Raw genomic sequence first — 24,874 nt, 5'->3', positions numbered from 1 at the left:
GTGCCCGCCATCAAGAAGGTCCTCAATTCCAGTGTGGTGCTCGTCGTCGACGACCGCGGCGTCGAACGCGTCCTGCTGGGCAAGGGCATCGGGTACGGCCAGAAGCCGGGCGACGAGGTTTCGGCGACGATCACGGACCAGGAGTTCATCTCCCTCCCTGACTCGGATCACCGGAACCTCGTCGAGCTGCTCGCGCAGATCCCGGCAGAGTACGTCGAGCTGACCCGCGAGATCGTCGCGGATGCGGGTCGAGCGGGACTCACCCTCGACCCGCACGTGTACCTCACCCTCACCGACCACCTCCACTTCGCGGTGGAGCGCTACCGGAAGGGCATCGCCCTCACGAACCGGCTCGCGTGGGAGGTGCGCACCGTCTACCCGGACCACCACGCCGTGAGCGTCCGCGCCCTCGACGACGTCGAACGACGCCTCGGCGTGCGGCTCGGCGAGGAGGAGGCAGCCAACGTCGCCTTCCACCTCGTCAACGCCGACACGGGCAAGCTCGGCGTCGACTCGATGCGCGTCGTCGACCTTGTCGCGAAGGTCACGAGCATCGTGACGATGACCTCCGCCGTCCGGGTCTCCAGGAAGGACCTCCACGCCTCGCGGTTCCTCACGCACCTGCAGTTCTTCGCGGAGCGATTCTTCGCGGGCCAGCTACTGGGCGGCGACGACTTCCTGTTCCGGAACCTCAGCGAGCGCGCCCCTCGTGCGATCGCGACCGCGGAACGCGTGCGCACGTTCATCCGCGAGACGCACGGCGTGGAGCTTCCCGACGAGGAAGTGGCCTTCCTCGCAGTGCACATCGCGCGCGCCTCGCCGGAGTAGAGAGATGAACGCGGCGCCCCATCCCTCCTACCGGCGTCGGTCCCCGGCTTCGGCCACCTGACCCCGGAGGCGACCCGCGACCCACACACCGACCAGGGCGAGTGCGGCGGTGGAACCGAAGACCGCGAGGAACGCGGGCGTCGTGGCGCCGAGCCGTGCGACGGCCGCGCCACCGAGGCCGGCGATGACCGCCGTCGCGAGGGTCTGCGCGAGCTGCAGGCTCGCGCTGATGCTCCCCGCGGCCGAGGTCGGCGTGGCCGACACGGTCGCCGCCGTCGACGCGTTGAACGCGATCCCCATCCCGATTCCCGCGATGCCCCAGCCGACGACGGCCCAGCCCGGCCAGACCGCCGGAAGCGCGACAGCCGCCCCCATGAGCAGCTGGCCACCCAGCAGGACGAGCATCCCGACCCTCGTCGAGCGAGCGCGCTGTCCGGGCCGGGCTGCGTCGATCCGCGCCTGCACGAACGACCCGGCCGTCCAGGCGAGCGCGCCGGCCGCGAGGCCCAGCCCTGCGATCGTGACGTCGAGGCCGTGGATGCTCGTGAGCCCGAGGGGCAGGAACGCCTCCGACCCGAAGTACACGCCGCACAGGATGAAGCGCACGACGACCCCGGCCGGCGCACCACGGCGCGCACGGAAAGATCCCACGGGCAGGGTGCGGCGCAACCCCACGACCGCGGCCACGAGGCCCACGATAAGCAGCGCGAGCATCAGCGGGAGCGCATCCACCTCGAGGCCGAAGAGCACGGCCCCCGTCCCGGCCGCCAGGAGCACCGAGAACCAGACGGGCGCGGAGAACAACCGGCCACTCCGCACCCTCGGGCCTGCCGAGACCCGGCGTGCACCCGGCAAGACGAGCGGGAGGAGGAGGATCGTGATCGGGGCGATGGTCCAGAACACGACGCGCCAGTCGAGCACCGTCGTGAGCACCCCGGCGAAGACCGGGCCCAGGAGCGACGGGATCGTCCACGCTGACGACAGGAACGCGAACATGACGGCCTGGAGCCGAGGCGGATACGCGAGGCCGACCAGGCTGTAGGCGTACGCCATGATCGCTCCGACCCCGAATCCCTGGAGCGCTCGCGCGGCCACGAACACTCCCCACCCGGGGGCGAGGCCAGCGAGCAGGCAGCCGAGCGCGAAGACCAGGCTTCCGACCACCACTGCCCGGGCGGGCCCCCTGCGGTCGATGTCGCTCCCGGCGACGACGGTGCCGACGATGCTGGCGAGCATGAGCGCCGAGAGCCCCCAGCCGTATCCGCGCAGGCCTCCCAGCTCTTCGGCGACGGCCGGGAGGACGGTTGCGACCCCAAGCGATTCGAAGGCCACCGCCCCGACGCTCACGAGGATCCCGATCGTCGACCCGCGCAGACGGGGCGAGAAGACACCTCCGGCCTCGACCTCTGAGGGTGTCGTCGCCCCCGCCGTGGAACGCGATTCATCCTGCTGCATGCCCACTCCCATTCATTACATTCCACACCGGAACGTAATGAATGTAGGGTACGGTGAGGCAATGCCGCAACCAGAGCCGCACGCTGCACCCCGGACCCGATCACTGCCGCACGGCCGCCCCCGCGACGCGACGATCGACGCCAGGGCGACCGAGGCGGTCATCGGCCTCCTCGAGACCGGCCAGTACCGCTCGCTCACGATGGAGAACGTCGCGGCAGCCGCCGGGACGAGCAAGCCAGCGCTTCGACGGCGCTGGAAGAGCCTGCCCGGCATCGTCGTGCACACGCTCATCTCGGTGCTCGGAACGACGCCGACACCAGATACCGGCTGCGTGCACTGCGACCTCGTCAGCGGCATCTCGAACATCGCCGACGGGTTCGGCAACTCCCCCATCACCCGCGCACTCCCGGGACTCCTCGCCGACCTGGAGGCCGACCCGGAGCTCCGCGAGCTGTTCCTCCGCGAGTACTTCGAGGCTCGCCGCGCGACGAGCAGGACAGTCCTCGAGCACGCCATCGAGCGAGGAGATCTGCGGGCGGGACTCGACATGGAGCTCACCCTCGACCTCCTCGCGGCACCGCTCTACTACCGAGCGTTCTTCGGCCACCAGCCGATCGACGCGAAGCTCGCCGAGCGCACGGTACTCAGCGTCCTGACCGGTATCGCCGACCCCTCCTGGCGAGAACGGCACCATTCGGAACAGGACCGGCCGCCAAGCTAGCCGAGTCGAGCGCCGCCTCGAACGCCGTGCTGAACACCGTGCTCAAGAAACGGACGATGCTGCCGCCGCCGCGCGGTGCGCGCGCACACGTCCGCGGGATGCACACGCAGCCGCCGGGCACCACCGCCTGCGGCCGGATGAATCCAGAAAGACCCAGCGGCAGTCGACCTCGTCGCACTGGCGGAGGAGCGCTCGGTCGGGCCCACGCAACGTGAGGGTCGCCTGGATGGCGAGCGCTGACAGCGCGGACGCGACATCGCCGAGCGGCGCCCCGGCTAGAGCCGGATTCCCCTTCGTGGAGAACTCGAGGAGCGCATCCATGCTCAGCTCCCTGGGTGACGAGGGCTCCACGGCTGCCATCGCCAGCCCACGAAGGGTCTCGCGGAGCCGCACCGCCTCCTTCAGGTCGCCTCCACTCGGCGCCTCGAGGGGTCGCAGGCCCATCAGCGTGAGCCACCGCTGGAGGTCTTCGGGGGCGCGAAGGCGCTCGATGGGATGCGCACCGAATGTCTGCCCCCGAGTGGCGAGGAGATTGAGCCACGCCGCTCCACCATCTGTCCTGAATGCTGTCTTGTCGGCCACTCGACAAGTGTAACGTGTGAACCGTTACAGGATGGAGACGCCATGGACAGGCAGTACGACCCAGAGGCAGGCCTCGATACGCTCGCCGCGTTGCAGGAACCCGAGACGACGCAGGGATGGCGCACGACCGTCGACGCGACGGCGCCCGGTTTCGACGAGTGGATCGTCGGTGCGGTCTTCGGCGGCACCTACCAGCGCCCTGGGCTCAGCCCCCGCGATCGACAGCTCCTCAACCTCGGAGCCCTCGCGGCACTGGGCGGCGTCGATCCTCAACTGCAGGGACAGATCGCATCCTCGATCAGGATCGGCATGTCGCGGGAGGAGGTCGCCGAGGCCTTCGTTCACCTCGTCGCCTACGTCGGCCTGCCCCGCACCATGGCGGCCCTGCGCGCACTCGACACGGTCTCCCCGAACAGCGCGACAGCGTGACCGGGGAGGTCGTCCGAACGACTGCCGGCGACCTCGACGCGGCGAGCCTCGGCGTCGTGGATTCGCACGACCATCTCTTCCTCTCCACGCCCGCCCTCCCGGGCCAGGAGCTCACCGACTTCGGGGCCGCGGTGCTCGAGGCTGACCTCTTCCGCGAGGCCAGCGGAACCACGATCGTGCAGTGGACTCCGCGCGGCCTCGGTCGGCAGCTGGCCGCACTGCAGGAACTCGGGCATGCGTCTCGAGTCCACATCGTCGCCGCGACCGGCCGGCACCGCCGGGAGGTCTATCGGCCCGGGCATCCACTGCTCGACGCCAGTGCCGTCGAACTCGCGGCGGCCTTCGTCGAGGACGTGATCGATCGGCGGTGCGGCCTGATCAAGGTCGGGACCGGACCGGCGGGCGTGACGCCGTTCGAACGGGCCAGCTTGGATGCGGCTGCGGCCGCGCATCACGCGACCGGCGCGCCCATCGCCGTCCACCTGGAAGGAGGAAGGTGCGCCCTCGCGGTCGTCGGCCTGCTCCGAGAGCTCGAGGTGACGCCTGAAGCCGTCGTCCTGGGACACCTGGGCCGCAACCCCGACCTCGAGTACATCGCCGAAGTCAGCGCCACCGGCGCGTTCCTGTGCGTCGACGGGCCCTCGCCCAACCACGCCCGCACGGACTCCGCCCTGCTGTCCGTCATCAGCCGGATCGTTGACACGGGCCACGCCGACTCGCTCCTCATCGGCGGCGACACCACGACGCGCTCGGCGACGGCAGCCGGCGGCGGGGCCGGGATGCGCGGCCTCCTCAGCCAGACGAGGCGGACGATCGCCTCGCACGTCGGCGACGTCGTCGCCACAGCGATGTTCACGACGAATCCCGCTCGGGCGTGGCGCCTTCGCGACAGTGGGCACCCCGAACGAGGTTCGTGAACTACAGCTCAGTCGGCGAGCTGGGGATGATCGTCCCCTGGTGGTATCGGAGGGTTGGGCCTCGCGTGTCCCACAGCGACGCATGCCTGCTGTCCCGGCCGGGCTCATGGAGCACGTAGTTCACGAGCACGAGCTCCGCACTCACCCGGTTGAAGAGCCACTCCGATGTGCGCGGAAGAGGGCGCTCCTCCTCGCCGGCCAGGGCCGCCACCGACTCCGCGTACGTCCAGCGACGCCCGGAGCGCCCGATCTCTGCGAAGTCCTCAGATAGGAACGCGGACGTCTGGGCGGAGTCGGCTCGCACGGCCGACGAGAGCAGCGCGAGTTCAGCGCTCTTGATGTCCGCGAAGTCCTCAATATCCGTCTCCCACATAGAGCGACCCTACCGACGCATCTGCTCGTCGCAGCCCCGGCAGGAGCCTCTCGGCCCCTGCCCGTTGGACCTGAACGGGAGCACGGGCTCAGGCGCCCTCGAACTCCAGCCGGTCGTAGACGACGGGATCCATGACATCGAGGCCCGCGTCGACAGCTTCCCCGTAGACGACCGCTTCCCTGTCATCCCTCTGGCTGCTCGTGAGCCCCGAGATCCAGTACGCCGTGGCGTGCAGATTCCCCCGAGGCACCCCGAGACCCTCGATGAGGTGGCGGCGGATGCTGCGAACGGTCGCCGACTCGGCGGCCAGCCACACCTGCGCATGCGGGGGTACGGTCAGGTTGCGGGCGGCGCTCACGAGGGCGCTCTCCAACCCCTGGGACGACCTCCCGGTGAGCCAGACGACACGCAGTCGGTCACCCAGCGACTCGATCGCCGCGGAGAGAAGCGCACGATCTTCTGGGTTGCCCGTCTCCGCCAGCAGAGCCACTCGGTGACCAGTGGGAAGCGACTCGAGGATGGCGGCGGTTGCGGGGAGAGCGCTGGCGTCGGCGATGAACACGTGCTCTGTGACCCCGTCACCGACGGCGAAATCTCGCCGGAAGCCGAGGAAGCGCACCCGTTGACCGACCGCGACCGTCTGCGACCAGTCGCTGGCACGACCCGCCTCATGCAGGGCGACGTCGAAGTCGAACTGCAAGCGCTCTGCCCGGAAATCACGGACCGTGAAGCCCCGGATAAGCGGGTTCGCCTCCGAGCCGATATCAATCTTGAAGGCATCTGCAGGCAGCGGCTCCGTGTAGTCCGCAAGGCACGCGCCCCCGAGCGTGACCCGTTGGAACCCCGGAGTGAGACGACGGCTCGCGACCACCTCGACGAAGTCGTCGATCAGGATCGCTCGCCCCTGGGAGAGCTCCCGGATGCGGTCACGGATCGTTGCCATGAAGGCCTTCCTCTGGGGATGAGAGGCGCCGGACAGGACGCACTCCTACGACGCTGAACTTAGGTTAGCATTCCCTTACATAAGCCTCCGTGACAGCCGTACTGTCCCGCATCAGAGAAAGCCCTCCCCCCAATGACGCTTCCCATTGCGCGCATCGCCGCTGTCAGTCTCGCGGCCTTGACCGCCCTCTCCCTCGCGGCTTGCTCGGCACCAGCGGAGTCCAGCCCTGCCGCGGGCAACGACAGTTCGGCACTCTCAGGCGAGTTCCCCCGAACCGTGACGACGATCCAAGGCGATGTCGAACTGACGGAGAAGCCGGAGCGCATCGTCGTCCTCGATTCTCAGAGCGCCGACGTCGCCGCTGCCCTCGGTGTCGAACCGGTTGCCTACGACATCGGCACGAGCGACAGCCTCGAGACGCTGCCCTGGCTCGACGGGGCCCTGACGGGCTCCTTCGAACCTGGTCTCATCGGCGCCGACGGCTCACTCGACTTCGAAGCCATCCTGGCAACGGACCCCGATCTGATTGTCGTCGACTACTGGACGGCAGCGGAGGGAGAGGCCTACGACCGCCTCAGTGCCATCGCGCCGACCCTCACCAGTGACGTCGAAGCCGCGCAGAGCTGGCAGGAACGCACGACCTTCCTCGCGGACGCGCTCGGAGTCGCCGACCAGGGCGAGCGTGTGATCTCTGAGACGGAAGCCTCCATCACGACAGCAACCGAGGGGCTCTCCGCACTCGATGGCGAAAGCTACTCGTACCTCGGCTATTCAGTCGAGCAGGGCGGCTTCTGGTACGGAAACGGGACATGGCTCGAGGACTTCGGGCTCGCCCCCGCCGACGGCCAGGACAACAGCCACGAGGAGTTCACCGTCATCTCGCTCGAGAATGTGAGTGACTTCGACTCTGATGTGCTCAGCATCTGGGCGATGACCGACGCAGACAAGGCCGCCCTCGAAGCGGATGCGCGCTTCCAGGCACTGCCCGCCGTGCAGAGCGGCAAGGTCGTCTGGCTCGACTATGCCCTCGCCGTTGCCACCAACGTGCCCGGCCCGCTCAGCATCACGTACATGCTCGACGAGGTGACTCCGACCTTCGAGGCAGCCCTTGCCAGCTGAGCTCACCGACACGCGAGGGGCGGCGCTGACGGGCGCTGCCCCTTCCGCTGCGGGCGCGCGACGCCGGATGCGGATGCTCGGTCTCGCAATCGGGGTCGCGCTGCTCCTCGTGACGGTCGTGCTCTCGGTCCTCATCGGCGCGAAGCCGCTCCCGATCTCGGACATGATCTCGGCGCTGGCGAACCCAGACGGCTCAGAGGCCTCCGAGATCCTCTTCACCCTGCGCATTCCACGAACCGTGGTCGGCATCTTCGCGGGCATGGCGCTTGCCGTGTCGGGCGCTCTGATGCAGGCGCTTACGCGCAATCCCCTGGCTGACCCCGGGCTGCTCGGCGTCAACGCCGGTGCCGCGCTCGCCGTCGCGCTCGGCATAGCGCTTGTCGGCATCACGACGCCGAGCGAGTACAGCGTTTTCTCGTTCGTGGGCGCCGTCGTTGCGACGCTCGTGGTGCTAGCCATCGGCCGCACGGGAAGATACGGCGCCTCCCCCGCTCGGCTCGTCCTCGCGGGCGTCGCCCTAGCCGCGGTCTTCTCCGGCATCAGCATGGCCCTCACCATGCTCTTCCCCCTTGTCTTCGCGGGCTACCGCGCCTGGACCGTCGGGTCGCTGGTCGGGCACGACCTGCTCGGTGCCATGCCAGTTCTGCCCGTCATCGTGGTCGGCCTCATCGTCGCGGTCTGCATCAGTCGCGGTCTGGGAGCGCTCTCGCTCGGCGACGATCATGCGCGCGCGCTCGGAACGCGGGTGCGGCTCGTCCGCGGGGCCGCGCTCGTGTCGGTGACGCTGCTCGCGGGATGCGCCACGGCGCTCATCGGGCCGGTTGCGTTCATCGGACTCATGATCCCGCACGTCGTACGGAGGTTCACGGGGCCGAGCCAGCCCTGGATCCTCGCCTCGTCACTCATCTACGGACCGGCGGTGCTGCTCGCCGCAGACGTCCTCGGCCGGGTCGTCGCGCAGCCAGGCGAATACCCCGTCGCGTTCATGATGGCGATCATCGGCGCGCCCGTGCTGATCGCGATGATGGCCAGGCGCCGGGTGATCTCGCTGTGAACGAGGGCGGCGGCTCCAGGCCCGGGACCACGCCCACGGGCACGCTGGTCCTGCGGCGGGCGGCCCTCAGCATCCGCGTCCGCATCCGCACCCTTATCGTCGGCGCATGCCTGGTCGCCGCGATCGTCCTTCTCGGCGTCACTGCCCTCTGCGTCGGCAGCCTCGTCCTCTCACCCGGCGAGGTCCTCGCTGCCCTCCTCGGGCAGGGCGACAGCCGCAGCCAGCTCGTGGTGATGGAATGGCGGCTCCCCAGGGTTCTGGCTGCCGTCGTGTTCGGCGCGGCCCTCGGCGCAAGCGGCGCGCTCTTCCAATCGCTGACGAGGAACCCCCTCGGCAGCCCCGACGTCCTCGGCTTCGATGCCGGGGCGGTCACCGGGGCCCTCGTCGCGACTCTGGTGCTCGGCGCGGGGCAGACCGGCCTCACCATCGGCGCCCTCGTCGGCGGTCTCGCCACGGCCGTGGTCGTAGCGGCATTCGGCCTGTCATCTGGGAGCGGCAGCATCCGCCTGATCGTCGTCGGCATCGGCATGAGCGCCATGTTGCTCGCGATCAACCAACTGCTCATCCAGCGCGCCGAGCTCGAGGAAGCGATGCGCGCAAGCTCGTGGACGCTCGGGAGCCTCGCTTCGATCGGCTGGGAGCGCCTGGTGCCAGCGACCTGCGTCATCGCCGTGCTCCTCGTGCTGGCCGTTCTGGCAGCCCGACCCGGTCGAATGCTCGAGCTCCACAACGATGCGGCCGCGGCGTTCGGGGTCAGCGTCCGCCCCGTCCGACTCGCCCTTCTCGCCATCGGCGTGGCGCTGGTCGCCGTGCCGGTGGCGGTGGCCGGGCCGATCGCGTTCGTTGCGCTCACCGCTCCACACCTGGCACGCCAGCTGACCCGGGTCGGACCGCTCGCCGTGCTGCCCGCCGCGCTCATGGGTTCACTCGTCCTGCTGAGCGCGGACGTGGCCGTCCTCGTCGCCCCCACCACGTCGAGCCTGCCCGTGAGCATCGCCACGCTCGTGCTCGGCGGGAGCTACTTCATCTGGCTGCTCATCAACGAATGGAGGCACGCGCGATGACCACACCACGGCTCGCCGCTGACGGAGCTCGACTCAGCTACGGCGGCAAGGTTGTCAGCGAGCATCTCACCGTCGCTATCCCGGACGGGTCGTTCACCGTCATCGTGGGCGCGAACGCGTGCGGCAAGTCAACGCTCCTGAGGGCCCTCGCCCGCCTGCTACCCACGACCGAGGGGGCAGTCGTCCTCGACGGGCGCAACATCCTGTCTCTTCCCACGCGCGAGGTCGCGAAGACCATCGGGTTGCTCCCGCAGACATCGGTTGCTCCGGACGGCATCACGGTCGCCGACCTCGTCGCCCACGGCCGCTACCCGCACCAGCGAATGCTGAAGCAGTGGAGTGCGGCAGACGCGGCTGCAGTGGATGAGGCGTTGGAGCTGACGGAGACCGCCGCTCTTGCGGACCGGTTCGTCGACGAACTCTCGGGTGGGCAACGACAACGCGCGTGGATCGCCATGGCACTGGCCCAGGAGACCCCGTACCTGCTGCTCGACGAACCCACCACGTATCTCGACATCGCGCATCAGATCGACGTGCTGGAACTGTGCGCTGCGTTGAACCGCCGGGGGCGCACGCTTGTGGCAGTGCTGCACGATCTCAACCACGCGGCCCGCTACGCAACCCACCTCATCGCCTTGAAGGACGGATCGCTGGTCGCCGAGGGCAACCCCCGTGAGGTCGTGTCGGCCGAGTTCGTGCAGGAGGTCTTCGGCGTCGAGTCGACGATCCTCAGCGATCCTTACTCGGGTTCTCCCCTCGTCGTGCCTGCGGGGCGCAGCGTCAAGGCCTGACGTCGGAGCCTGACCGACCGGATACGCCGCCCCGCAGCGCGCCAGCAGCAACCAAGCTGCAGACCACGAACACTCCGGCCCCGGTGGCGACCGGTATCGCGAGGTCGACCACCCCCAGGAGCCCGCCCATCGTCGCCCCGATGGCAAGCCCCAGGAGGCCGAGCACGCGCGTGCTGGCGCCCACGCGTCCGAGCAGCTCGTCCGGGATGAGGCGCTGGCGGAGGGACTGCGAGCAGATGTTCCAGACCGTCGCGTGCAGGATGTAGAGCGCCAAGAGCACGCCGGCGACGATCGGGTTCGTCGTGAGGCACAGTCCACCGAGCGTCAGCGCCCCCAGCGCCAGACTTGCCACGATCGTCCATCGGTATCCGAGCCATGCGCGAAGCCGGGCTGCGAGGAAGGAGCCGAGCAAGCCACCGAGGGCCGACGCCGCGAGCAGCAAGCCGTATCCGGTGCTGTCCAGGCCGAGGCGCTCCTCGGCGAACAGCACGAGAATAGAGAAGGGCAGCATGTAGCCGACGCTCGCGAGCGCTCCGATGAGCGCAAGGCTCCCGACCACACGGTGGCGTGCCAGCCAGGCGATGCCCTCACGCACCTCGACGGAGACCGAACGTCGTGCGTCGCGCGCATCCGATCCTGGCCTCGACAGTCGCCGAATCGGCAGCGCGAGGGCGACGAGGCCCGCGACAGCCCACAGCCCACCCATCGCGAAGACAGGAGCCGCTGCGGCGAGGGCGAACAGCAATCCCCCGAGGGGAGGGCCAGCGAACTCGTCCGCGACGAGCTGCGCCGCCGCGACCCTCCCGTTCGCGGAATCGAGTCGCTCTCGGTCGACGAGCGACGGCAGCATGGCCGATGCGGCGTTGTCCGCCGCGCTCTCCAACGTCGCGACCACCGCCATCGCTGCATACAGAACCATGAGGGAGGAGAAGCCGAGCTGGATCGCCAGGGCGAGCCCCAGCAGGGCGCAGCCGCGCAGCACGTTCGCCGCGACGATCAGGGTCCGGCGGTCGACCCGATCGACCCAGACGCCGATGGGCAGCGCGACCAGGAGGCGGACCAGGGCGTAGAGCGTCGCCAAGCCCGCGACGAGGCGCGGGTCGTCGGTGACCGAGGCGGCCAGCAGCGGCATCGACACGAACGCGATGCCGTCTGCCAGGTTCGACAGGGCGTTCGCGCTCCAGAGCACACGAAATCCGCGACCGAGTGGCATCCGGGAAGCCTACCGATGCGTGGCTTGCCTGATATCCCTGATCAAGCGCGGAGTCCGAAGGCGTCGCACCCCTGGCAGCCAGGCACGGGCCGGGTAGCTCAGCCGCACGACGAAGTAGTTGAGGTACTCGACGGCCCCGAATGCCCATGTGAACAGGACGAGCACCGCGACCAGCCAGGAGCTGGGCCACCAGGCCACGATGCCGACGAGGCCGCCGACGAGCACCGCGAGGTTCAGCCACTTCAGCACCCAGAACGTGCGCGCGAGCCCGACGGGCATCCTGGAGGTGCCGACCCAGCGGCGGGCGAGCAGCCAGTACGAACCACCGTGCAGGAGCACAAGCAGCAGGGGTGCGAGCGCCGACCAGAACGCGGCCACGTCACTGCCCGACGGCAAGATGGGTGGCACGGCCCACACGCCCAGCATCGTGAAGGTCAGGACCGACGCCAGCTCGCCGGTGCCGAGCGAGAAGTACTGGCGGCGGGCCGCGTCGCGCAGCCCGGGCAGCGAACCGCTGGGACGGGACGGACTCGCCCCGTCGAAGCCGGGCGGCCGATGGTCCGTCACCTCGAGCGCTCGACCGAGTTGCCGTTGCTGGTGCTGCTGCGCACGACGAGCCTCGTCGGCAGGATGCGGTGCTCCCCGCTCCGCGGCTGCTCGCCTTCGGCGCTCGCGTCGACGCGCCCCACCACCATCTCGACGGCCGCGGATGCGAGCTGCGCCGGGTCCTGCGCGAGGCTTGTGAGCTGCAGGTACGGCAGCTCGGCCTGCTCGGAGTCGTCGAAGCCGACCACGGCCAGGTCCTCGGGAACACGTTTGCCGAGGAGGCGCGCCTGGGCGACGACGCCCTGCGCGCTCCGGTCGTTGAAGGCGACAACCGCGGTGGCGTCCGGGTAGCGCGCCAGCGCCTCCTCGATCACCTTCGCGCCGGCGGCCTCGGAAGCTCCGCCCGCGACGATCGCGACCTGGTCGCCGAGCCCGGCAGCAGTCGTGGCGGCGAGGAACGTGGCCGTGCGCACCTCATCACCCGAGACGCCAGGCGCCCCGAGGTACAGGATGCGCGAGTGCCCGCGCTCGTGCAGGTGCCGCACCGCAAGCTCCATGCCGCGCGCGTCGTCCATGGACACGCTGTCGAACGACGCCGACGAGTACTGGCTGGCGACCGTGACGACGGGGACCTCCTCGGCGATGCGTTCGAGCTGCTCCTCGGGCAGCGACGCTCCGAGCAGGACGAGCCCCTCGACCCGCTCCCCCAGCAGCGCCTCGATCGCATCCGCCTCGCCCCGCCGCTTCGTGACCGCGGCGAGCGACACGTTGTACCCAGCAGACCGGGCCGCGAGCTGGAGCTCGTCGATGAGCTCGCCGTGGAACGGCTGCGCCGCGTGGAAGACGATGCCGACGAGGCGCGAACGGCCCTGCTTGAGCATCCTCGCCCGCTCGTCTCGCCGGTACCCGAGACGGGCCGCGACCTTGAGGACATGCGCGCGAGACTCCGGGCTCGCGCCGGGCACGTCGCGCATGACAATCGACACGAGCGGCTGCGAGACGCCAGCCGCGTCGGCGACGTCGCGCATCGTGACGCGCTTGCCGCCGCCCGGTCTCGCCGGGCGGCGGGCGTCTCGTGCGTCAACGTCGCTCATACCTCGATGCTAAAGGCCTCCCGGAACCTGCGGAGCGCGAGGTCGGAGTCACCGGACGCGAAGGCCTCCATCGCGACGACCCCGCGGTAGCCGAGCTCGTCGAGTTCCCGAGCGACCCGCGGGTAGTGGATCTCGCCCGTTCCCGGCTCGCAGCGCCCTGGCACATCCGCGACCTGGATCTCGCCGATGTAGGGCAGCGCGCGCCCACACAGGTCAACGAGGTCACCCTCGCCGATCTGCGCGTGGTACAGGTCGAGGTTGAGCCGGAGGTGCGGGCTGTCGACCGCAGCGATGAGCGCGATCGTGTCGCTCGCCCGGTTGAAGGGCACGCCGGGGTGGTCGACGGCGTGGTTGAGGTTCTCGAGCGTGAACACCTTGCCGTACTCCTCGCCGAGCTTCGCGAGGCGCTCCAAGGTGCGCAGGGCTGGGAGCCAATCAGCCGGAGTGGTGTGCGCGCTCGGACGCACGGGCAGGCCGTTGTCGTCGAGGCCGGTCCCGTGGATCACGAGTCGCGGCACATCCAGCACCTGGGCTGCCTCAAGCGACTCGCGCGCCGTGGCGACGATCGCGTCGGCCCCGTCCGGGTCGATGAGCTCTCCGCGGATGTACCCCGACATGGAGCCGAACGTCGCGCCGGTCGCGACGAGCGCATCCAGGTCCTTCTCCCACCATCGCCAGATCTCGACCTCGAAGCCGGCCTCATCGATGCGCCGCACTCGCTCCTCGAACGGGAGGTCGAGGAACAGCATCTCCGCGCAGGCGGCGAGCACGAACGGCGACTCGGCAGCGCCCGAACCAGCACTCGAGCCAGCGCCGGCGACGGTCCCGCTCATCGGACGACCTCGACGGGTGCGCCGGTCTTGACCGACTCGATGCAGGCGAGAGCGATGACCATGGCCTCGAGCGCGGCCTCCGTGCCGGGGCGGGGGCTCTCGACGCCGGCGACGGCGTCGACGAACGCCTGCAGCTCGCCCGTGTAGGCGGCTCGCATGAGCTGCGTGTCGGCGCGCACCGTGTCGAAGGATGCGCCCGCCGCGCCATAGAGGCGCAGGCTCGACGCCGCCAGCTCACCCGCGGTCGCCATGCCGGCGCTGCCGAAGACCTCGGCACGGGTGTCGTAGCCGTAGGCGGCGGAGAAGTTCGCCTCCGCAGTTGCGATGGCGCCGTTGTCGTAGCGGATCGTGACGACAGCGGTGTCGAGGAGGCCCTTGTCCTTGAAGTCCGGCGCGACGAGCGCATCCGCGACCGCGTAGACCCGGGTGGCGCGGGCGCCCGGGTTGAAGAAGTTGAGGGTGTCGAAGTCGTGGATGAGGGTCTCGAGGAAGATCGTGAACGGCGGGATCGCCGCGGGGTTCGCGAGGCCCGGGTCGCGGGTCACCGAGCGCAGCAGCTGCGGTGTGCCGAGGGCTCCCGCGTCGAGGGCGGAGCGCAACTCGGGGAACCCGTTGGCGTAGCGGCGGTTGAAGCCGACCTGGAAGATCACGTCGTGGCGTTCGACGGCGGCCTCGACGCGGCGAAGCTCCTCGAGCGAGACACCCGTCGGCTTCTCGCAGAAGATGGCCTTGCCTGCCGCGGCCGCCTGCTCCACGAGCGCCGTGTGGAAGCGGGGCGGGGCCGTGATGACGACCGCGTCGAGGTCTGGACGGGCGAGCAGCTCGGCGATGTCCGTGTACGACTGCTCGACACCGAGCGTCTCGGCGAGCTTCGCCGCGGCGCCCTCGACGGGGTCGGCGATGGCGATGAGCTCGGCGTTCGGGATGTCGCGGGCGATGAGCGCGGCGTGGTTGCTGCCGATGCGGCCGGCGCCGATGAGCGCGACACGAATGAGGGGGGTCTTGGACATGGTGCTTCTCCTGAGGACGGCGGTGCCGACACGACACTGTGCTGCTGGGTGCGCCCAGCACGCACAGACTATTACGTACTAGCGCCCTGCGTCTAGTACGTATAAGGTTGCCTCCAATCGGCCGGGAGACCCGGCCAGAATCGCGCAGAGATCACCCAGGAGCGCGACGAACCGCGGAGACAAAGGAGTTCTCATCACTTCCACGCATGGGGCATCAGCGTCAGAGACGACCCTGCCCAAACTCACGCCAGGCCCGTACCGCAAGCGGCTCGGACTCATCTCGATCGTCGCCTGCTTCGGCGGACTGCTCTTCGGCTACGACACGGGTGTCATCAACGGCGCGCTGCGCCCCATGGCCGCGGAGATCGGCCTCGATGCCTTCACGGAGGGCGTCGTCACCAGCTCCCTCGTGTTCGCCGCCGCCTTCGGCGCGCTCTTCGGAGGACGCATCTCGGACGCCATCGGCCGCCGCCACACGATCATCATCCTCGCCGTGCTGTTCTTCCTCGGCACGGTCGTCGTCGTCGCGTCGCCGAACTTCGCGCTGCTCGTCGTCGGGCGCGTCATGCTGGGGCTCGCCGTCGGCGGCGCATCCACCGTCGTGCCCGTCTACCTGGCAGAGCTGGCGCCGTTCGAGATCCGCGGTTCGATCACAGGCCGCAACGAGGTCGCGATCGTCACGGGCCAGCTCTCCGCGTTTGTCATCAACGCCATCCTCGGCAACACGCTCAGCCACATCGACGGGGTCTGGCGCATCATGTTCGCCGTCTGCGCGATCCCCGCCATCGCCCTCTTCTTCGGGATGCTGCGCATGCCCGAGTCGCCGCGCTGGCTGGTCGAGAAGGGCCGCCACGCGGACGCGCTCACCGTGCTCAAGACGGTGCGATCTGAGGAACGCGCGATCGCCGAGCTCGGCGAGGTCGAGCAGGTCACGAAGGAGGAGCAGACGGAAGCGAAGGTCGGCCTCGGCGCGGTGCTCACGAACAAGTGGCTCATCCGCATCCTGCTCATCGGCATCGGCGTCTCCATGATGCAGCAGCTGACGGGCATCAACTCGATCATGTACTACGGCCAGGTCGTGCTCATCGAGTCAGGCTTCGAAGCGGATGCGGCTCTCATCGCGAACATCGCGCCCGGTGTGGTCGCCGTCATCGGCGGGTTCATCGCGCTGTACATGATGGACCGCGTCGACCGCAGAAAGACGTTCGCGATCGGCCTCACGCTGACGACGACCTGCCACCTGCTCATCGGCGCTGCCTCCCTGCTGCTCCCGGTCGGCAACCCGGCCCGCCCGTTCGTGATCCTCATCCTCGTCGTCGCGTTCGTCGCCTCGATGCAGACCTTCTTGAACGTCGCCGTCTGGGTGTACCTGGCGGAGATCTTCCCGCTGCACATGCGCGGCCTCGGCATCGGCGTGTCCGTGTTCTTCGGCTGGATGACCAACGGCTTCCTGGCGCTCTACTTCCCGAGCCTCATCGCCGGGATGGGCATCAGCGGGGTGTTCTTCCTCTTCGCCGGAATCGGGGCGGTCGCGTTGCTCTTCACGATCACGCAGGTTCCCGAGACCCGAGGGGTGACCCTCGAGAAGCTCGAGGTCGGCGTCACGACGGGAGCAATCCACGTGCTCGGAAAGACCCGCTAGCCACCACAGAATTCACGACTCGGCCGCTTCTGCGAGCGGCCGACCCGCCCGCGGGATCGGCTTCGATCTGGACGTCCGAGCCGACTCCGCGGGCTCTTTCTGTGCACTGCGCGACCCCAACACCTCAACCGCGAGAGGTCAGACCTGAGTGCGAGCAGCGGACAATATTCGCGTGCTTTCCGCGACAAACACTGTAAATTTCGGTTAATCATCGGATGAATCGGGGCATTTTGGGGGTTTGGGCCTTTCCCCGCGTTGATTGAAACGATACAGTCAACGGACCACGAGACGAAGGAGTCCCGCCCCTATGGCTGAACGCACACGCCGCCTCCCGCTGCTATCGAGCGCCAGTGTTCTCACTGCCGCCTTCATCGGCCTGCCGTTGCTCGCCGCGCCCGCGCAGGCGACAACCAGCCCGATCGACACCCCACCACCCGCGGCTTCCTCCACCGCAGAAGCCGCTGCGACCCCGACCCCCACCGCAAGCGCCTCCCCACTGCCATCGGCGAGCGCGTCCGCGACGACTTCCCCAACACCCGGCCCACTCGTCTGCGACGACCGGGGCGCACCGTACGACTTCGCCGATACCTCCGAGACCGTCATCGAGGAATCGGAGCTCGGCCTCACCTGGGCGGGCATGTACGTCCTCCAGGACCTCCTGACCCAGGACGATCGCCAATACGTCGGCTTCTACACCGACGACCGCGAGATGGTCATCGCCCAGCGCGCCCTCCGCACCGACGGGACCAGCGCAGGCGATTGGATCTACCAGCCCCTCCCAGAGACGCTCGAATGGGACAGCCACAACTACATCTCGCTGGGCCTCGACCGCGACGGTGCGCTCCACGTCGCCGGCAACATGCACGATGTCGCGCTGAACTACTACCGCACCGATGTATCCGGTGACGTGACGACCCTGACCGCGGTCCCGACCATGGTCGACCCAGCGACAGAAGACTCCGTGACCTACCCGGAGTTCGTCAACCGCAAGGACGGCAGCCTCGTGTTCAGCCACCGAAACGGCGGCTCGGGCTCGGGTGTCACCTACTTCAACCTGTTCGACGAGACGACGCAGTCATGGTCGCGCCTGATCGACCAGCCCCTCTTCGACGGCGCCGGTACGACCGAGAACCCGGAAGGCACCTGGAACTCCTACTATCAGGGCCCCACGTTGGGCCCCGACGGAAAGTTCCACCTGCTCTGGGTCTGGCGAGACACCCCAGACGCCGCCACGAACAGCATGCTCAGTTACGCGAGCAGCGACGACCTCGTGACCTGGCAGGACAGCAAGGGCGAACCGCTCACCACCCCATTCACGTATGGAGCCGGCGACGTCGTCGACCCGATTCCAGACTACGCAGGGCTCCTCAACGGCAACGCGCGTATCGGCTTCACTGCCGACGATGAAGTGCTGATCAGCTACCACAAGTACGACGAAGCGGGGAACTCGCAGGTCTTCACGGCCACGCCAGACCGCACCTCCTCCGACCCAGCCTGGAAGATCGACCAGGTGTCCGACTGGGAGGGGCGATGGAGCTTCGGTGGCGGCGGCAGCCTCGTCTTCGAGGTGCAGATGCTGGGCTCCGAGGTGCTGTCCGACGGCGACGTGCAGGTCAACTACCTGTGCTCAGGCGAGCCGATGAGCATCATCATCGACAGAGATCAGCAGCCGGTGACCCAGGTGTCGACCCCGCCGTACCCGGCGCAGGTCGCAGAGCTCGCCGGCACGTATCCGGGACTGCAGGTGAACGTGCAGCAGGACCGAGGCGGCAACACGGACAATGGCCGATACGTCCTCCGGTGGGAGAGCCTCGGTCAGAACCGCGACCTGCCGCGGGACGAATGGCCAGAAGGTGGATCGACGCTCTCCGTGCTGCTGCTCCGAGCAGCGTCGGAGACTCCGCCGGAGACGATCGACCCCACGGCCACTTCGCAGCCCACGGCGACGGCAACCGCCACCGCGCTGCCGCCGATCTCAGTCCAGCCGACGGAGACGACCGAGACCGGGGGCCAGGGGCCAGGCACGATTCCATCCGCGCCGGGCTCCGCCGAGGCCGACAGCGGTTCCGAGCTCGCAACCACCGGCGCCGACCTGCCGTGGCTCGCCTTCGGGGCCGCCGGTGCGCTGCTCCTGCTCGGTGCGGCACTCCTGGCTCGGAGAAAGAACGCCTGAGCCCGCCGACAACACCTGAAGTCATCACCCAAGAGCGCCCCTCCGCTGGTCTGCGGAGGGGCGCTCCTCTCATCCGCACCCCGAGACGGATCACGCGGGGCGCCACCTCGCGCCACTGGACACCGCGCCCACGTCGAGCTAGCAGACATCGGATGAATGCGACTACACTCCGATCATGGCAGTCACCGACGGAGCTATCCTGCAGATCAAGGAGATGATCGTCTCCGGCGATCTCGTGCCTGGGTCCAAACTCCCCCCAGAGAAGGAGCTGAGCGATCGACTCGGGTTGTCGCGCAGCTCGCTTCGCGAGGCCGTCAAGGCGCTCGAAGTCATCCGGGTCCTGGATGTGCGGAGGGGCGACGGCACGTACGTCACGAGTCTCGAGCCACGCCTGCTGCTCGAGGCGATGAACTTCGTCGTCGACCTGCACCAGGATGACAGCGTGCTCGAGATCCTCGCAGTGCGACGCATGCTCGAGCCTCAGGCTGCGGCCGTGGCCGCGCGGGAGGCCTCGCCCGAGCAGCTCGAGAACCTCGAGGAGATTCTCCGTGAGATCGGTGACGACACCGAGGTCGAGGGGCTCATCGAGCACGACCTGAAGTTCCATCGCCACATCGTCGAGAGCACCGGGAACAAGTACCTGACGAGCCTCATCGACTCGCTGTCCAGCCGGACCGTGCGGGCCCGCGTCTGGCGCGGCATCACTCAGGCTGGAGCAGTTGCACGGACGATCGACGAGCATCGGGCCATTCTGGACGCGCTCCGCTCAGGAGACGCGGAGCTCACTGCGGCACTCACGCTCGCCCACGTGTCCGGTGTCGAGCGCTGGCTGCGAGACGCTCGATGAGGGTCGCGCTGCACTCGGAGATCAAGCCGGGCGCCATCGAGTGGTATCGCGAAAGCCATGCGGTGATTCCCACCGAGCTCGTTGCGACGTTCGACCGCGTCGGAATCCGCAGCTGGACCATCTACCGCTCAGGGCATCGGCTGTTCCACGACGTGATCTGCGACGACTGGGAAGCGGCGAACGCAGCACTCGACGGAGATGCCGCGAACGCGCGCTGGCAGGAAGACATCGGACGCTTCGTCGAAGTGTTCCGAGGCCCCGACGGCGAAGACGGGTACTCGCCGCTCGAATTGATGTGGGATCTCGAGGCTCAGAAGCGGCGCAGCTGACATGAGCGGAGTCCGCGGTTCAGGGTCGGTGGATGCGCACGTGCACGTCTGGGACCGGGCGCGGGTGCGGTTCGACTGGCTCGACGCACTGCCGGACCTCTCCGCGTCGCGACTGCCCGCGGAGTACGACGCTCAGCGAGGCGACGTGCACGCGGCCGTCTTCGTGCAGGCTGGCGCCGCCCCAGAAGACGCACTGACGGAGGCCAGCTGGGTGCAGTCGCTTGCGCCGAAGTGGCCGGCGCTCTCCGGCATCGTCGCGGACGCCGACCTCCTGCGCGGCGTCCCCGCACTCGAGGCACACCTCGACGCCCTCGAGCAGCTCGAGCTCTATCGCGGCGTTCGTCACCTGCTGCAGGACCTCCCCCGTGGCGCCGTGGCGTCAGACGCACTCGTCTCGGGCCTTGGCGTGCTCGCCCGGCGCGGTGCGAGCTTCGATGCCTGCGTGCGCTGGTGGCAGCTCGAGGAGTTGGCGGACGCGGTGTCCCGCGCCGCTTCGCTGCCGGTGATTCTCGACCACGTCGGCAAGCCCCCGCTCGCCGACGACGAGCGCGACGCGAGCTGGGCGTCCTGGGAGCGCGGCCTGCGCAGGCTCGGCGCCCTGCCGAACGTCTCCGTCAAGCTGAGCGGCTTGTCTGCCGAGGCTGGCCCGAGCTCGCAGGCGAGCTTCGCCGCTCGGGTCGGACGAGTCGTCGATACAGCACTGGCTGTCTTCGGCCCAGACCGCTGCATGTTCGGGAGCGACTGGCCGGTGAGTGCCGTCGGCGCCGCCGGACTCACGACAGCCGAGTGGCTGGAGTTCGTACGCGCGCGATTGTCGGACGCCGAGTGGCTGCAGGTCGGGACGGAGACGGCGGCGCGGGCCTATCGACTGCGGCGATGACCTGATGGCGGTGCCAGCCGGCACCGCCATCAGGTCATCGGCGTCAGCGCTCGAATGCTGGAGCAGGAATGAGGCCGAGCCGCTCGAGCTCGAGCCACAGCTCTTCGGGGATGGATGCTCGCAGGTGGCGTGCGTTCTCGCGCACGGCGGCAGCCCGCGAGGTGCCGACGACCACCGTCGAGACTGCAGGGTGGCGGAGGGGGAACTGGATGGCGGCCTGGGGAAGCGTCACCTCGTACCTCTCGCAGACCTGCGCGAGCAGGTCGACGCGTGCGGCGACCTCCTCTGGCACAGCCCCATAGTTGTAGTGCGCATCAGCCGCGCGGGTCGCCGTCGCAAGCAGTCCGGAGTTGAAGACCGCAGCCGTCACCACCCTCACGCCACGCGCGAGGCAACGAGGCAGCAGCTCGCTGGCTGCTGGCTGCTCGAGCAACGTGTAGCGGCCGGCGATCATGACCACGTCGATGTCGCTCTCCTCGACGGCCCGGAGCGCCGCACCGACGTCGTTGACGCCGATGCCGACCTCCGCGACGACACCCTGCTCGCGCAGCTCCACAAGAGCAGGCAGCCCTTGGGAGATGCCGGCGTCGAGGTCATAGACGTCGGGGTCGTGGAGGTAGGCCACGTCGACCCGGTCGACGCCCATCCGCTCGAGCGACTCATGGAGACTTCGCTCGACGCCCGACCTCGACGGGTCGAACCGGCGGATGCGGTCGGCGGGCACAGCGAACCCATCGGCTTCGTCTGTCCTGCCATCGAAATCCGGGTTGGGCACCAGGAGACGCCCCACTTTCGTGGAGAGCACGTACTCGTCCGAAGGAAGGCCGGACAGGAACGCCCCGAGCCTTCGCTCGGACAAGCCGAGCCCGTAATGCGGCGCCGTGTCGTAGACCCGAACGCCTTCGTCCCATGCCGCCGCGAGAGCCGCACGGGCCTGCTCGTCGCTGACCTCCCGGTAGAGATTGCCGAGAGAGGCGGCCCCGAAGCCCAGCCGGTCGATCACGCGACCACGACCGGCTCTGAGGAGAACGCGTAGTCGATGAGGGTCTGCGAGAGCATCTCCGTTCCGGCGCCGGGGGCGAGCGGGGTGACGTAGTGCCCGTCTTCGAGGACAGTCGGGCTCACGAAGTGCTCGTGCAGGTGATCGACGAACTCGATCATCCGATTCTCCATCGTGCCGCTCACGGCGACGAAGTCGAACATCGAGAGGTGCTGCACAGCCTCGCAGAGCCCCACTCCGCCCGCGTGCGGGCAGACACGCACGCCGAACTTCGCGGCGAGCAGGAGGTTCGCGATGTTCTCGTTGACGCCTCCGACACGGCTCGCGTCGATCTGCATGACCTGCATGCCATCGGCCTGCAGGAACTGCTTGAACATGACCCGGCTGTGCGCGTGCTCGCCGGTGGCGACGGGGATGGGTGCGATGGCGCGGGAGATGGCGGCGTGCGCGAGGACGTCGTCCGGGCTGGTCGGCTCCTCCACCCAGGCGATCCCGTAGGGAACGAGCGCGGTGATCCACTCGATGGCATCCCGCGTGTCCCAACGCTGGTTCGCGTCGATCGCGATGGGAAAGTCGGGGCCGCAGATCTCGCGGGCGATGCGCATCCGCCGGATGTCGTCATCCAGGTCTCCGCCCACCTTGAGCTTGATCTGCGGGAAGCCGTCGTCGAGCGCCTCCCTGCAGAGTCGCGCAAGCTTCTCATCGGAGTAGCCGAGCCATCCGGGGGTCGTCGTGTAGGCCGGGTAGCCCGTGCGCAGGAGGGTCGCCTCCCGCTCTGCTCTTCCCGGTTCGGAGGCTCGAAGGATCTGCAGCGCATCCTCGCGGGTCAACGCGTCGGACAGGTAGCGGAAATCGACCAGCTGCACGAGCTCTTCTGGCGACATGCGCGACAGGAGCCGCCAGAGCGGCTCACCGGCGCGCTTGGCCTTGAGATCCCACAGGGCGTTGACGACGGCGCCGATGGCCATGTGCATGACGCCCTTCTCGGGGCCGAGCCAGCGCAGCTGGGAGTCGTACACGAACCCTCGGTAGGTGGCGCCCATATCGGCGAGCAGCTCTTCGACGTCCCGCCCGATGAGGTACTGCTCGAGCGACCGGATGGCGGCCACCTGCACGTCGTTGCCGCGGCCGATCGTGAAGGCGAACGCGTGGCCCGCGAGGCCGTCTGCGGCGTCGGTCTCGATCACCGCATACGCCGCCGAGTAGTCGGGGTCGAGATTCATCGCGTCGGTGCCGTCAGCGGTCAGAGACGTCGGGAACCGGACGTCGACAGTCGTCAGTGACTGAACTTTGCTCATTGTTCCTCCTTGCCGAGAACTGTAAACATCGGATCAATACCGCGTCAAGTGTTACAGTAGCCGCGTCGTAGGCCCTCAGAGGTCGTAATCTTCAGATGTTTGGAGCGTATGTATGCGTTTTCTTCGATTGGGTGACGAGGGGGCAGAGATCCCCGTCCTTCGCGCGGCCGGCACGGACTTCGACCTGCGAGGGGTCACCGAAGACCTCGACGGCGGGTTCTTCGAGCACGGTGGCATCGCTCGCGTCCGAGCGGCGCACGAGGCCGGGGAGCTCCCCGAGCTCGACGGAGCAGAAGCACTCCGCGTGGGCACTCCCGTCGCGCGCCCATCGGCGATCATCTGCGTCGGGATGAACTACGCAGCCCACGCCGCAGAGTCAGGCGCCGCACCCCCGAGCGACGTCGTCATGTTCCTCAAGACACCCAACACGGCCTCCGGGCCGTTCGACGACGTGCCCCTGCCGCGGGGCTCAAAGAAGTCGGACTGGGAGGTCGAGCTCGGCGTCGTCATCTCGAAGCGCGTCAGCTACCTCGAGAGCAGCGACGAAGCACTGGATGCGGTCGCCGGCTTCCTCATCGGCAACGACCTCTCCGAGCGGGCCTGGCAGCTCGAAGCCCCGGGTGGGCAATGGAGCAAGGGCAAGTCGGCCCCTCGGTTCTCGCCGCTCGGGCCTGAGCTGGTGACTCCGGACGAAGTCGACTTCCGAGCACTGCGCCTTCGCAGCTTCGTCAACGGCGAGCCGAGGCAGGACTCCTCGACAGCCGACATGATCTTCGATGTCCCGCACATCATCTGGACACTGAGCCAATACCTCACGCTCGAGCCGGGCGATGTCGTCCTCACGGGCACTCCGGAAGGGGTCGCTCTTTCCGGACGGTTCCCGTATCTGCAGGTCGGCGACGTGGTCGAGCTCAGCATCGATGGCCTCGGAACGCAGCGGCAGGTGATCGTGTGAGCGGATCCATGCAGGGGCTTGTCGCGATCGTGACCGGCGGCGCCTCTGGGATCGGCGCCGCGATCGTGACGCGACTCCAGGAAGCTGGGGCGATCGCCGTGCCGTTCGATCTCGCGCCGAGCGAGGGAGGCGCCGTCGTCGACATCGGCGACGACGCGGCTGTGCGGGCGGGCGTGGAGTGGGTCGTCGAACAGCACGGGCGGGTCGACATCGTCGTCAACAATGCCGGCATCAGCACGGTCGGGACGATCGAGACCAACTCCGACGAAGAGTGGCACCGCGCGTTCGACATCAACGTGCTCGGGGCTGTGAGGGTCACGCGAGCCGCGTTGCCACATCTGCGTCGCTCGCCCAGCGCAGCGGTGGTGAACACCTGCTCGATCGCATCGACTGCAGGTCTCCCACAGCGCGCGGTCTACGGAGCGACGAAGGGAGCGCTCCTGGCACTGACGCTGCAGATGGCCGCGGATCACCTCGCCGACGGGGTACGCGTGAACGCAGTGAACCCGGGCACCGCGGACACACCGTGGGTTCAGCGGCTGCTCGCCGACTCCGCCGATCCCGACGCGGCGCGCGCCGCGCTCGAGGCGAGGCAGCCACAGGGCAGATTGGTGGACGCCGACGAGGTCGCCGAGGCCGTGGCCTACCTCGCGAGTCCGGCCGCACGTTCGACAACGGGCACGAGCCTCGCGGTCGACGGCGGGATGGCCGGACTCCGCGTGTCGCCTGCTGCGAGTTGAACCGATGTTTACCCGCATTCCATCCATTGAATTGACTC

26 protein-coding genes are annotated in these 24,874 nt (G+C 68.7%); 15 read left to right on the top strand and 11 right to left on the bottom strand.

Annotation, left to right across the window (positions count from 1 at the left end):
- Positions 1-828, top strand: a complete 828-nt coding sequence (locus C5E06_RS14370; RefSeq protein WP_104239894.1) for a PRD domain-containing protein — start codon at positions 1-3, stop codon at positions 826-828.
- Positions 829-855: 27 nt separating this feature from the next.
- On the opposite strand, the gene C5E06_RS14365 is transcribed toward C5E06_RS14370, so the two are convergent.
- On the bottom strand, positions 856-2,283 hold the full coding sequence (locus C5E06_RS14365; protein ID WP_258067657.1) for an MFS transporter: 1,428 nt from the start codon (positions 2,281-2,283) through the stop codon (positions 856-858).
- 61 nt (positions 2,284-2,344) lie between these two features.
- On the opposite strand from C5E06_RS14365, the gene C5E06_RS14360 reads away from it, so the two are divergent.
- Positions 2,345-3,004, top strand: a complete 660-nt coding sequence (locus tag C5E06_RS14360) for a TetR-like C-terminal domain-containing protein (RefSeq protein ID WP_104307342.1) — start codon at positions 2,345-2,347, stop codon at positions 3,002-3,004.
- Between the two features lie 42 nt (positions 3,005-3,046).
- On the opposite strand, the gene C5E06_RS14355 is transcribed toward C5E06_RS14360, so the two are convergent.
- On the bottom strand, positions 3,047-3,586 hold the full coding sequence (locus tag C5E06_RS14355; RefSeq protein WP_104307341.1) for an ABATE domain-containing protein: 540 nt from the start codon (positions 3,584-3,586) through the stop codon (positions 3,047-3,049).
- 42 nt (positions 3,587-3,628) lie between these two features.
- Here C5E06_RS14355 and C5E06_RS14350 point away from each other — a divergent pair, with 42 nt between their 5' ends.
- Together C5E06_RS14350 and C5E06_RS14345 are read left to right on the top strand one after the other, a co-directional pair.
- Positions 3,629-4,015: a carboxymuconolactone decarboxylase family protein gene (locus tag C5E06_RS14350; RefSeq protein WP_104239898.1), complete on the top strand. Its 387-nt coding sequence runs from the start codon at positions 3,629-3,631 to the stop codon at positions 4,013-4,015.
- Entirely contained in the window at positions 4,012-4,932 is a 921-nt protein-coding gene (locus C5E06_RS14345) for a phosphotriesterase (protein WP_104307340.1), read from the top strand. Before C5E06_RS14350 ends, C5E06_RS14345 begins: the two co-directional genes overlap by 4 nt.
- A gap of 1 nt (position 4,933) precedes the next feature.
- Here the strand turns inward: C5E06_RS14345 and C5E06_RS14340 are convergent, their stop codons facing one another.
- Together C5E06_RS14340 and C5E06_RS14335 are read right to left on the bottom strand one after the other, a co-directional pair.
- Positions 4,934-5,305, bottom strand: coding sequence for a DUF4440 domain-containing protein (locus C5E06_RS14340; protein ID WP_104307339.1), 372 nt, complete (start codon positions 5,303-5,305; stop codon positions 4,934-4,936).
- A gap of 88 nt (positions 5,306-5,393) precedes the next feature.
- Entirely contained in the window at positions 5,394-6,248 is an 855-nt protein-coding gene (locus C5E06_RS14335) for a siderophore-interacting protein (protein ID WP_104307338.1), read from the bottom strand.
- A gap of 132 nt (positions 6,249-6,380) precedes the next feature.
- Here C5E06_RS14335 and C5E06_RS14330 point away from each other — a divergent pair, with 132 nt between their 5' ends.
- From C5E06_RS14330 to C5E06_RS14315, 4 genes are read left to right on the top strand one after another with little or no spacing between them, the layout of a single operon-like run.
- Positions 6,381-7,367 (top strand): ABC transporter substrate-binding protein, encoded by a 987-nt coding sequence (locus tag C5E06_RS14330; RefSeq protein WP_104307337.1) that lies wholly within the window; start codon positions 6,381-6,383, stop codon positions 7,365-7,367.
- Positions 7,357-8,421, top strand: coding sequence for an iron ABC transporter permease (locus tag C5E06_RS14325; protein ID WP_258067655.1), 1,065 nt, complete (start codon positions 7,357-7,359; stop codon positions 8,419-8,421). Before C5E06_RS14330 ends, C5E06_RS14325 begins: the two co-directional genes overlap by 11 nt.
- A complete protein-coding gene (locus C5E06_RS14320) occupies positions 8,418-9,485 on the top strand; it encodes an iron chelate uptake ABC transporter family permease subunit (protein ID WP_104307335.1) in 1,068 nt (355 codons plus the stop codon). Before C5E06_RS14325 ends, C5E06_RS14320 begins: the two co-directional genes overlap by 4 nt.
- A complete protein-coding gene (locus C5E06_RS14315; protein WP_104341739.1) occupies positions 9,482-10,276 on the top strand; it encodes an ABC transporter ATP-binding protein in 795 nt (264 codons plus the stop codon). Before C5E06_RS14320 ends, C5E06_RS14315 begins: the two co-directional genes overlap by 4 nt.
- On the opposite strand, the gene C5E06_RS14310 is transcribed toward C5E06_RS14315, so the two are convergent.
- From C5E06_RS14310 to C5E06_RS14290, 5 genes are read right to left on the bottom strand one after another with little or no spacing between them, the layout of a single operon-like run.
- Positions 10,266-11,489 (bottom strand): MFS transporter, encoded by a 1,224-nt coding sequence (locus C5E06_RS14310; RefSeq protein ID WP_104307333.1) that lies wholly within the window; start codon positions 11,487-11,489, stop codon positions 10,266-10,268. The two genes, C5E06_RS14315 and C5E06_RS14310, sit on opposite strands and share 11 nt — an antisense overlap.
- 9 nt (positions 11,490-11,498) lie before the next feature.
- Positions 11,499-12,056, bottom strand: a complete 558-nt coding sequence (locus tag C5E06_RS14305; RefSeq protein WP_258067654.1) for a hypothetical protein — start codon at positions 12,054-12,056, stop codon at positions 11,499-11,501.
- Complete coding sequence (locus C5E06_RS14300) at positions 12,053-13,129, bottom strand: LacI family DNA-binding transcriptional regulator (protein ID WP_104307332.1); 1,077 nt, start codon at positions 13,127-13,129, stop codon at positions 12,053-12,055. Before C5E06_RS14300 ends, C5E06_RS14305 begins: the two co-directional genes overlap by 4 nt.
- Positions 13,126-13,962 carry a TIM barrel protein gene (locus C5E06_RS14295; protein WP_104307331.1) on the bottom strand — a complete coding sequence of 279 codons (837 nt, stop codon included), beginning with the start codon at positions 13,960-13,962 and terminating at the stop codon, positions 13,126-13,128. The genes C5E06_RS14300 and C5E06_RS14295 overlap by 4 nt, the downstream gene beginning before the upstream one ends.
- Positions 13,959-14,972, bottom strand: a complete 1,014-nt coding sequence (locus C5E06_RS14290) for a Gfo/Idh/MocA family oxidoreductase (RefSeq protein WP_104239909.1) — start codon at positions 14,970-14,972, stop codon at positions 13,959-13,961. Before C5E06_RS14290 ends, C5E06_RS14295 begins: the two co-directional genes overlap by 4 nt.
- A gap of 139 nt (positions 14,973-15,111) precedes the next feature.
- Here C5E06_RS14290 and C5E06_RS14285 point away from each other — a divergent pair, with 139 nt between their 5' ends.
- The 5 genes from C5E06_RS14285 (at position 15,112) to C5E06_RS14265 (ending at position 20,843) form a co-directional block, all read left to right on the top strand.
- Positions 15,112-16,614, top strand: a complete 1,503-nt coding sequence (locus C5E06_RS14285; RefSeq protein ID WP_104307330.1) for a sugar porter family MFS transporter — start codon at positions 15,112-15,114, stop codon at positions 16,612-16,614.
- A 307-nt stretch (positions 16,615-16,921) separates the two neighbouring features.
- Positions 16,922-18,787: a BNR-4 repeat-containing protein gene (locus C5E06_RS14280; RefSeq protein ID WP_219820216.1), complete on the top strand. Its 1,866-nt coding sequence runs from the start codon at positions 16,922-16,924 to the stop codon at positions 18,785-18,787.
- Between the two features lie 175 nt (positions 18,788-18,962).
- Entirely contained in the window at positions 18,963-19,634 is a 672-nt protein-coding gene (locus C5E06_RS14275; protein ID WP_104239911.1) for a FadR/GntR family transcriptional regulator, read from the top strand.
- The gene (locus tag C5E06_RS14270) at positions 19,631-19,963 is read left to right on the top strand and encodes an L-rhamnose mutarotase (protein WP_104307329.1); all 333 of its coding nucleotides are present in this window, start codon (positions 19,631-19,633) and stop codon (positions 19,961-19,963) included. The genes C5E06_RS14275 and C5E06_RS14270 overlap by 4 nt, the downstream gene beginning before the upstream one ends.
- 1 nt (position 19,964) lies before the next feature.
- Positions 19,965-20,843 (top strand): amidohydrolase, encoded by an 879-nt coding sequence (locus C5E06_RS14265; RefSeq protein ID WP_104307328.1) that lies wholly within the window; start codon positions 19,965-19,967, stop codon positions 20,841-20,843.
- Positions 20,844-20,886: 43 nt separating this feature from the next.
- Here C5E06_RS14265 and C5E06_RS14260 read toward each other — a convergent pair whose 3' ends face one another.
- Together C5E06_RS14260 and C5E06_RS14255 are read right to left on the bottom strand one after the other, a co-directional pair.
- The gene (locus C5E06_RS14260; RefSeq protein ID WP_104239914.1) at positions 20,887-21,846 is read right to left on the bottom strand and encodes an aldo/keto reductase; all 960 of its coding nucleotides are present in this window, start codon (positions 21,844-21,846) and stop codon (positions 20,887-20,889) included.
- The gene (locus C5E06_RS14255) at positions 21,843-23,141 is read right to left on the bottom strand and encodes an enolase C-terminal domain-like protein (protein WP_104239915.1); all 1,299 of its coding nucleotides are present in this window, start codon (positions 23,139-23,141) and stop codon (positions 21,843-21,845) included. The genes C5E06_RS14260 and C5E06_RS14255 overlap by 4 nt, the downstream gene beginning before the upstream one ends.
- Positions 23,142-23,253: 112 nt before the next feature.
- Here C5E06_RS14255 and C5E06_RS14250 point away from each other — a divergent pair, with 112 nt between their 5' ends.
- Both C5E06_RS14250 and C5E06_RS14245 read left to right on the top strand, forming a co-directional pair.
- Complete coding sequence (locus tag C5E06_RS14250; RefSeq protein ID WP_104239916.1) at positions 23,254-24,096, top strand: fumarylacetoacetate hydrolase family protein; 843 nt, start codon at positions 23,254-23,256, stop codon at positions 24,094-24,096.
- Positions 24,097-24,104: 8 nt separating this feature from the next.
- Entirely contained in the window at positions 24,105-24,836 is a 732-nt protein-coding gene (locus C5E06_RS14245; RefSeq protein ID WP_104239965.1) for an SDR family NAD(P)-dependent oxidoreductase, read from the top strand.
- Positions 24,837-24,874: the final 38 nt, after the last annotated feature.

Origin of the sequence: Pseudoclavibacter sp. RFBI5, from assembly GCF_002931395.1 — a bacterium.
Classification (GTDB): domain Bacteria; phylum Actinomycetota; class Actinomycetes; order Actinomycetales; family Microbacteriaceae; genus Pseudoclavibacter.
This window is presented reverse-complemented; position numbering and strand designations above follow the sequence as displayed.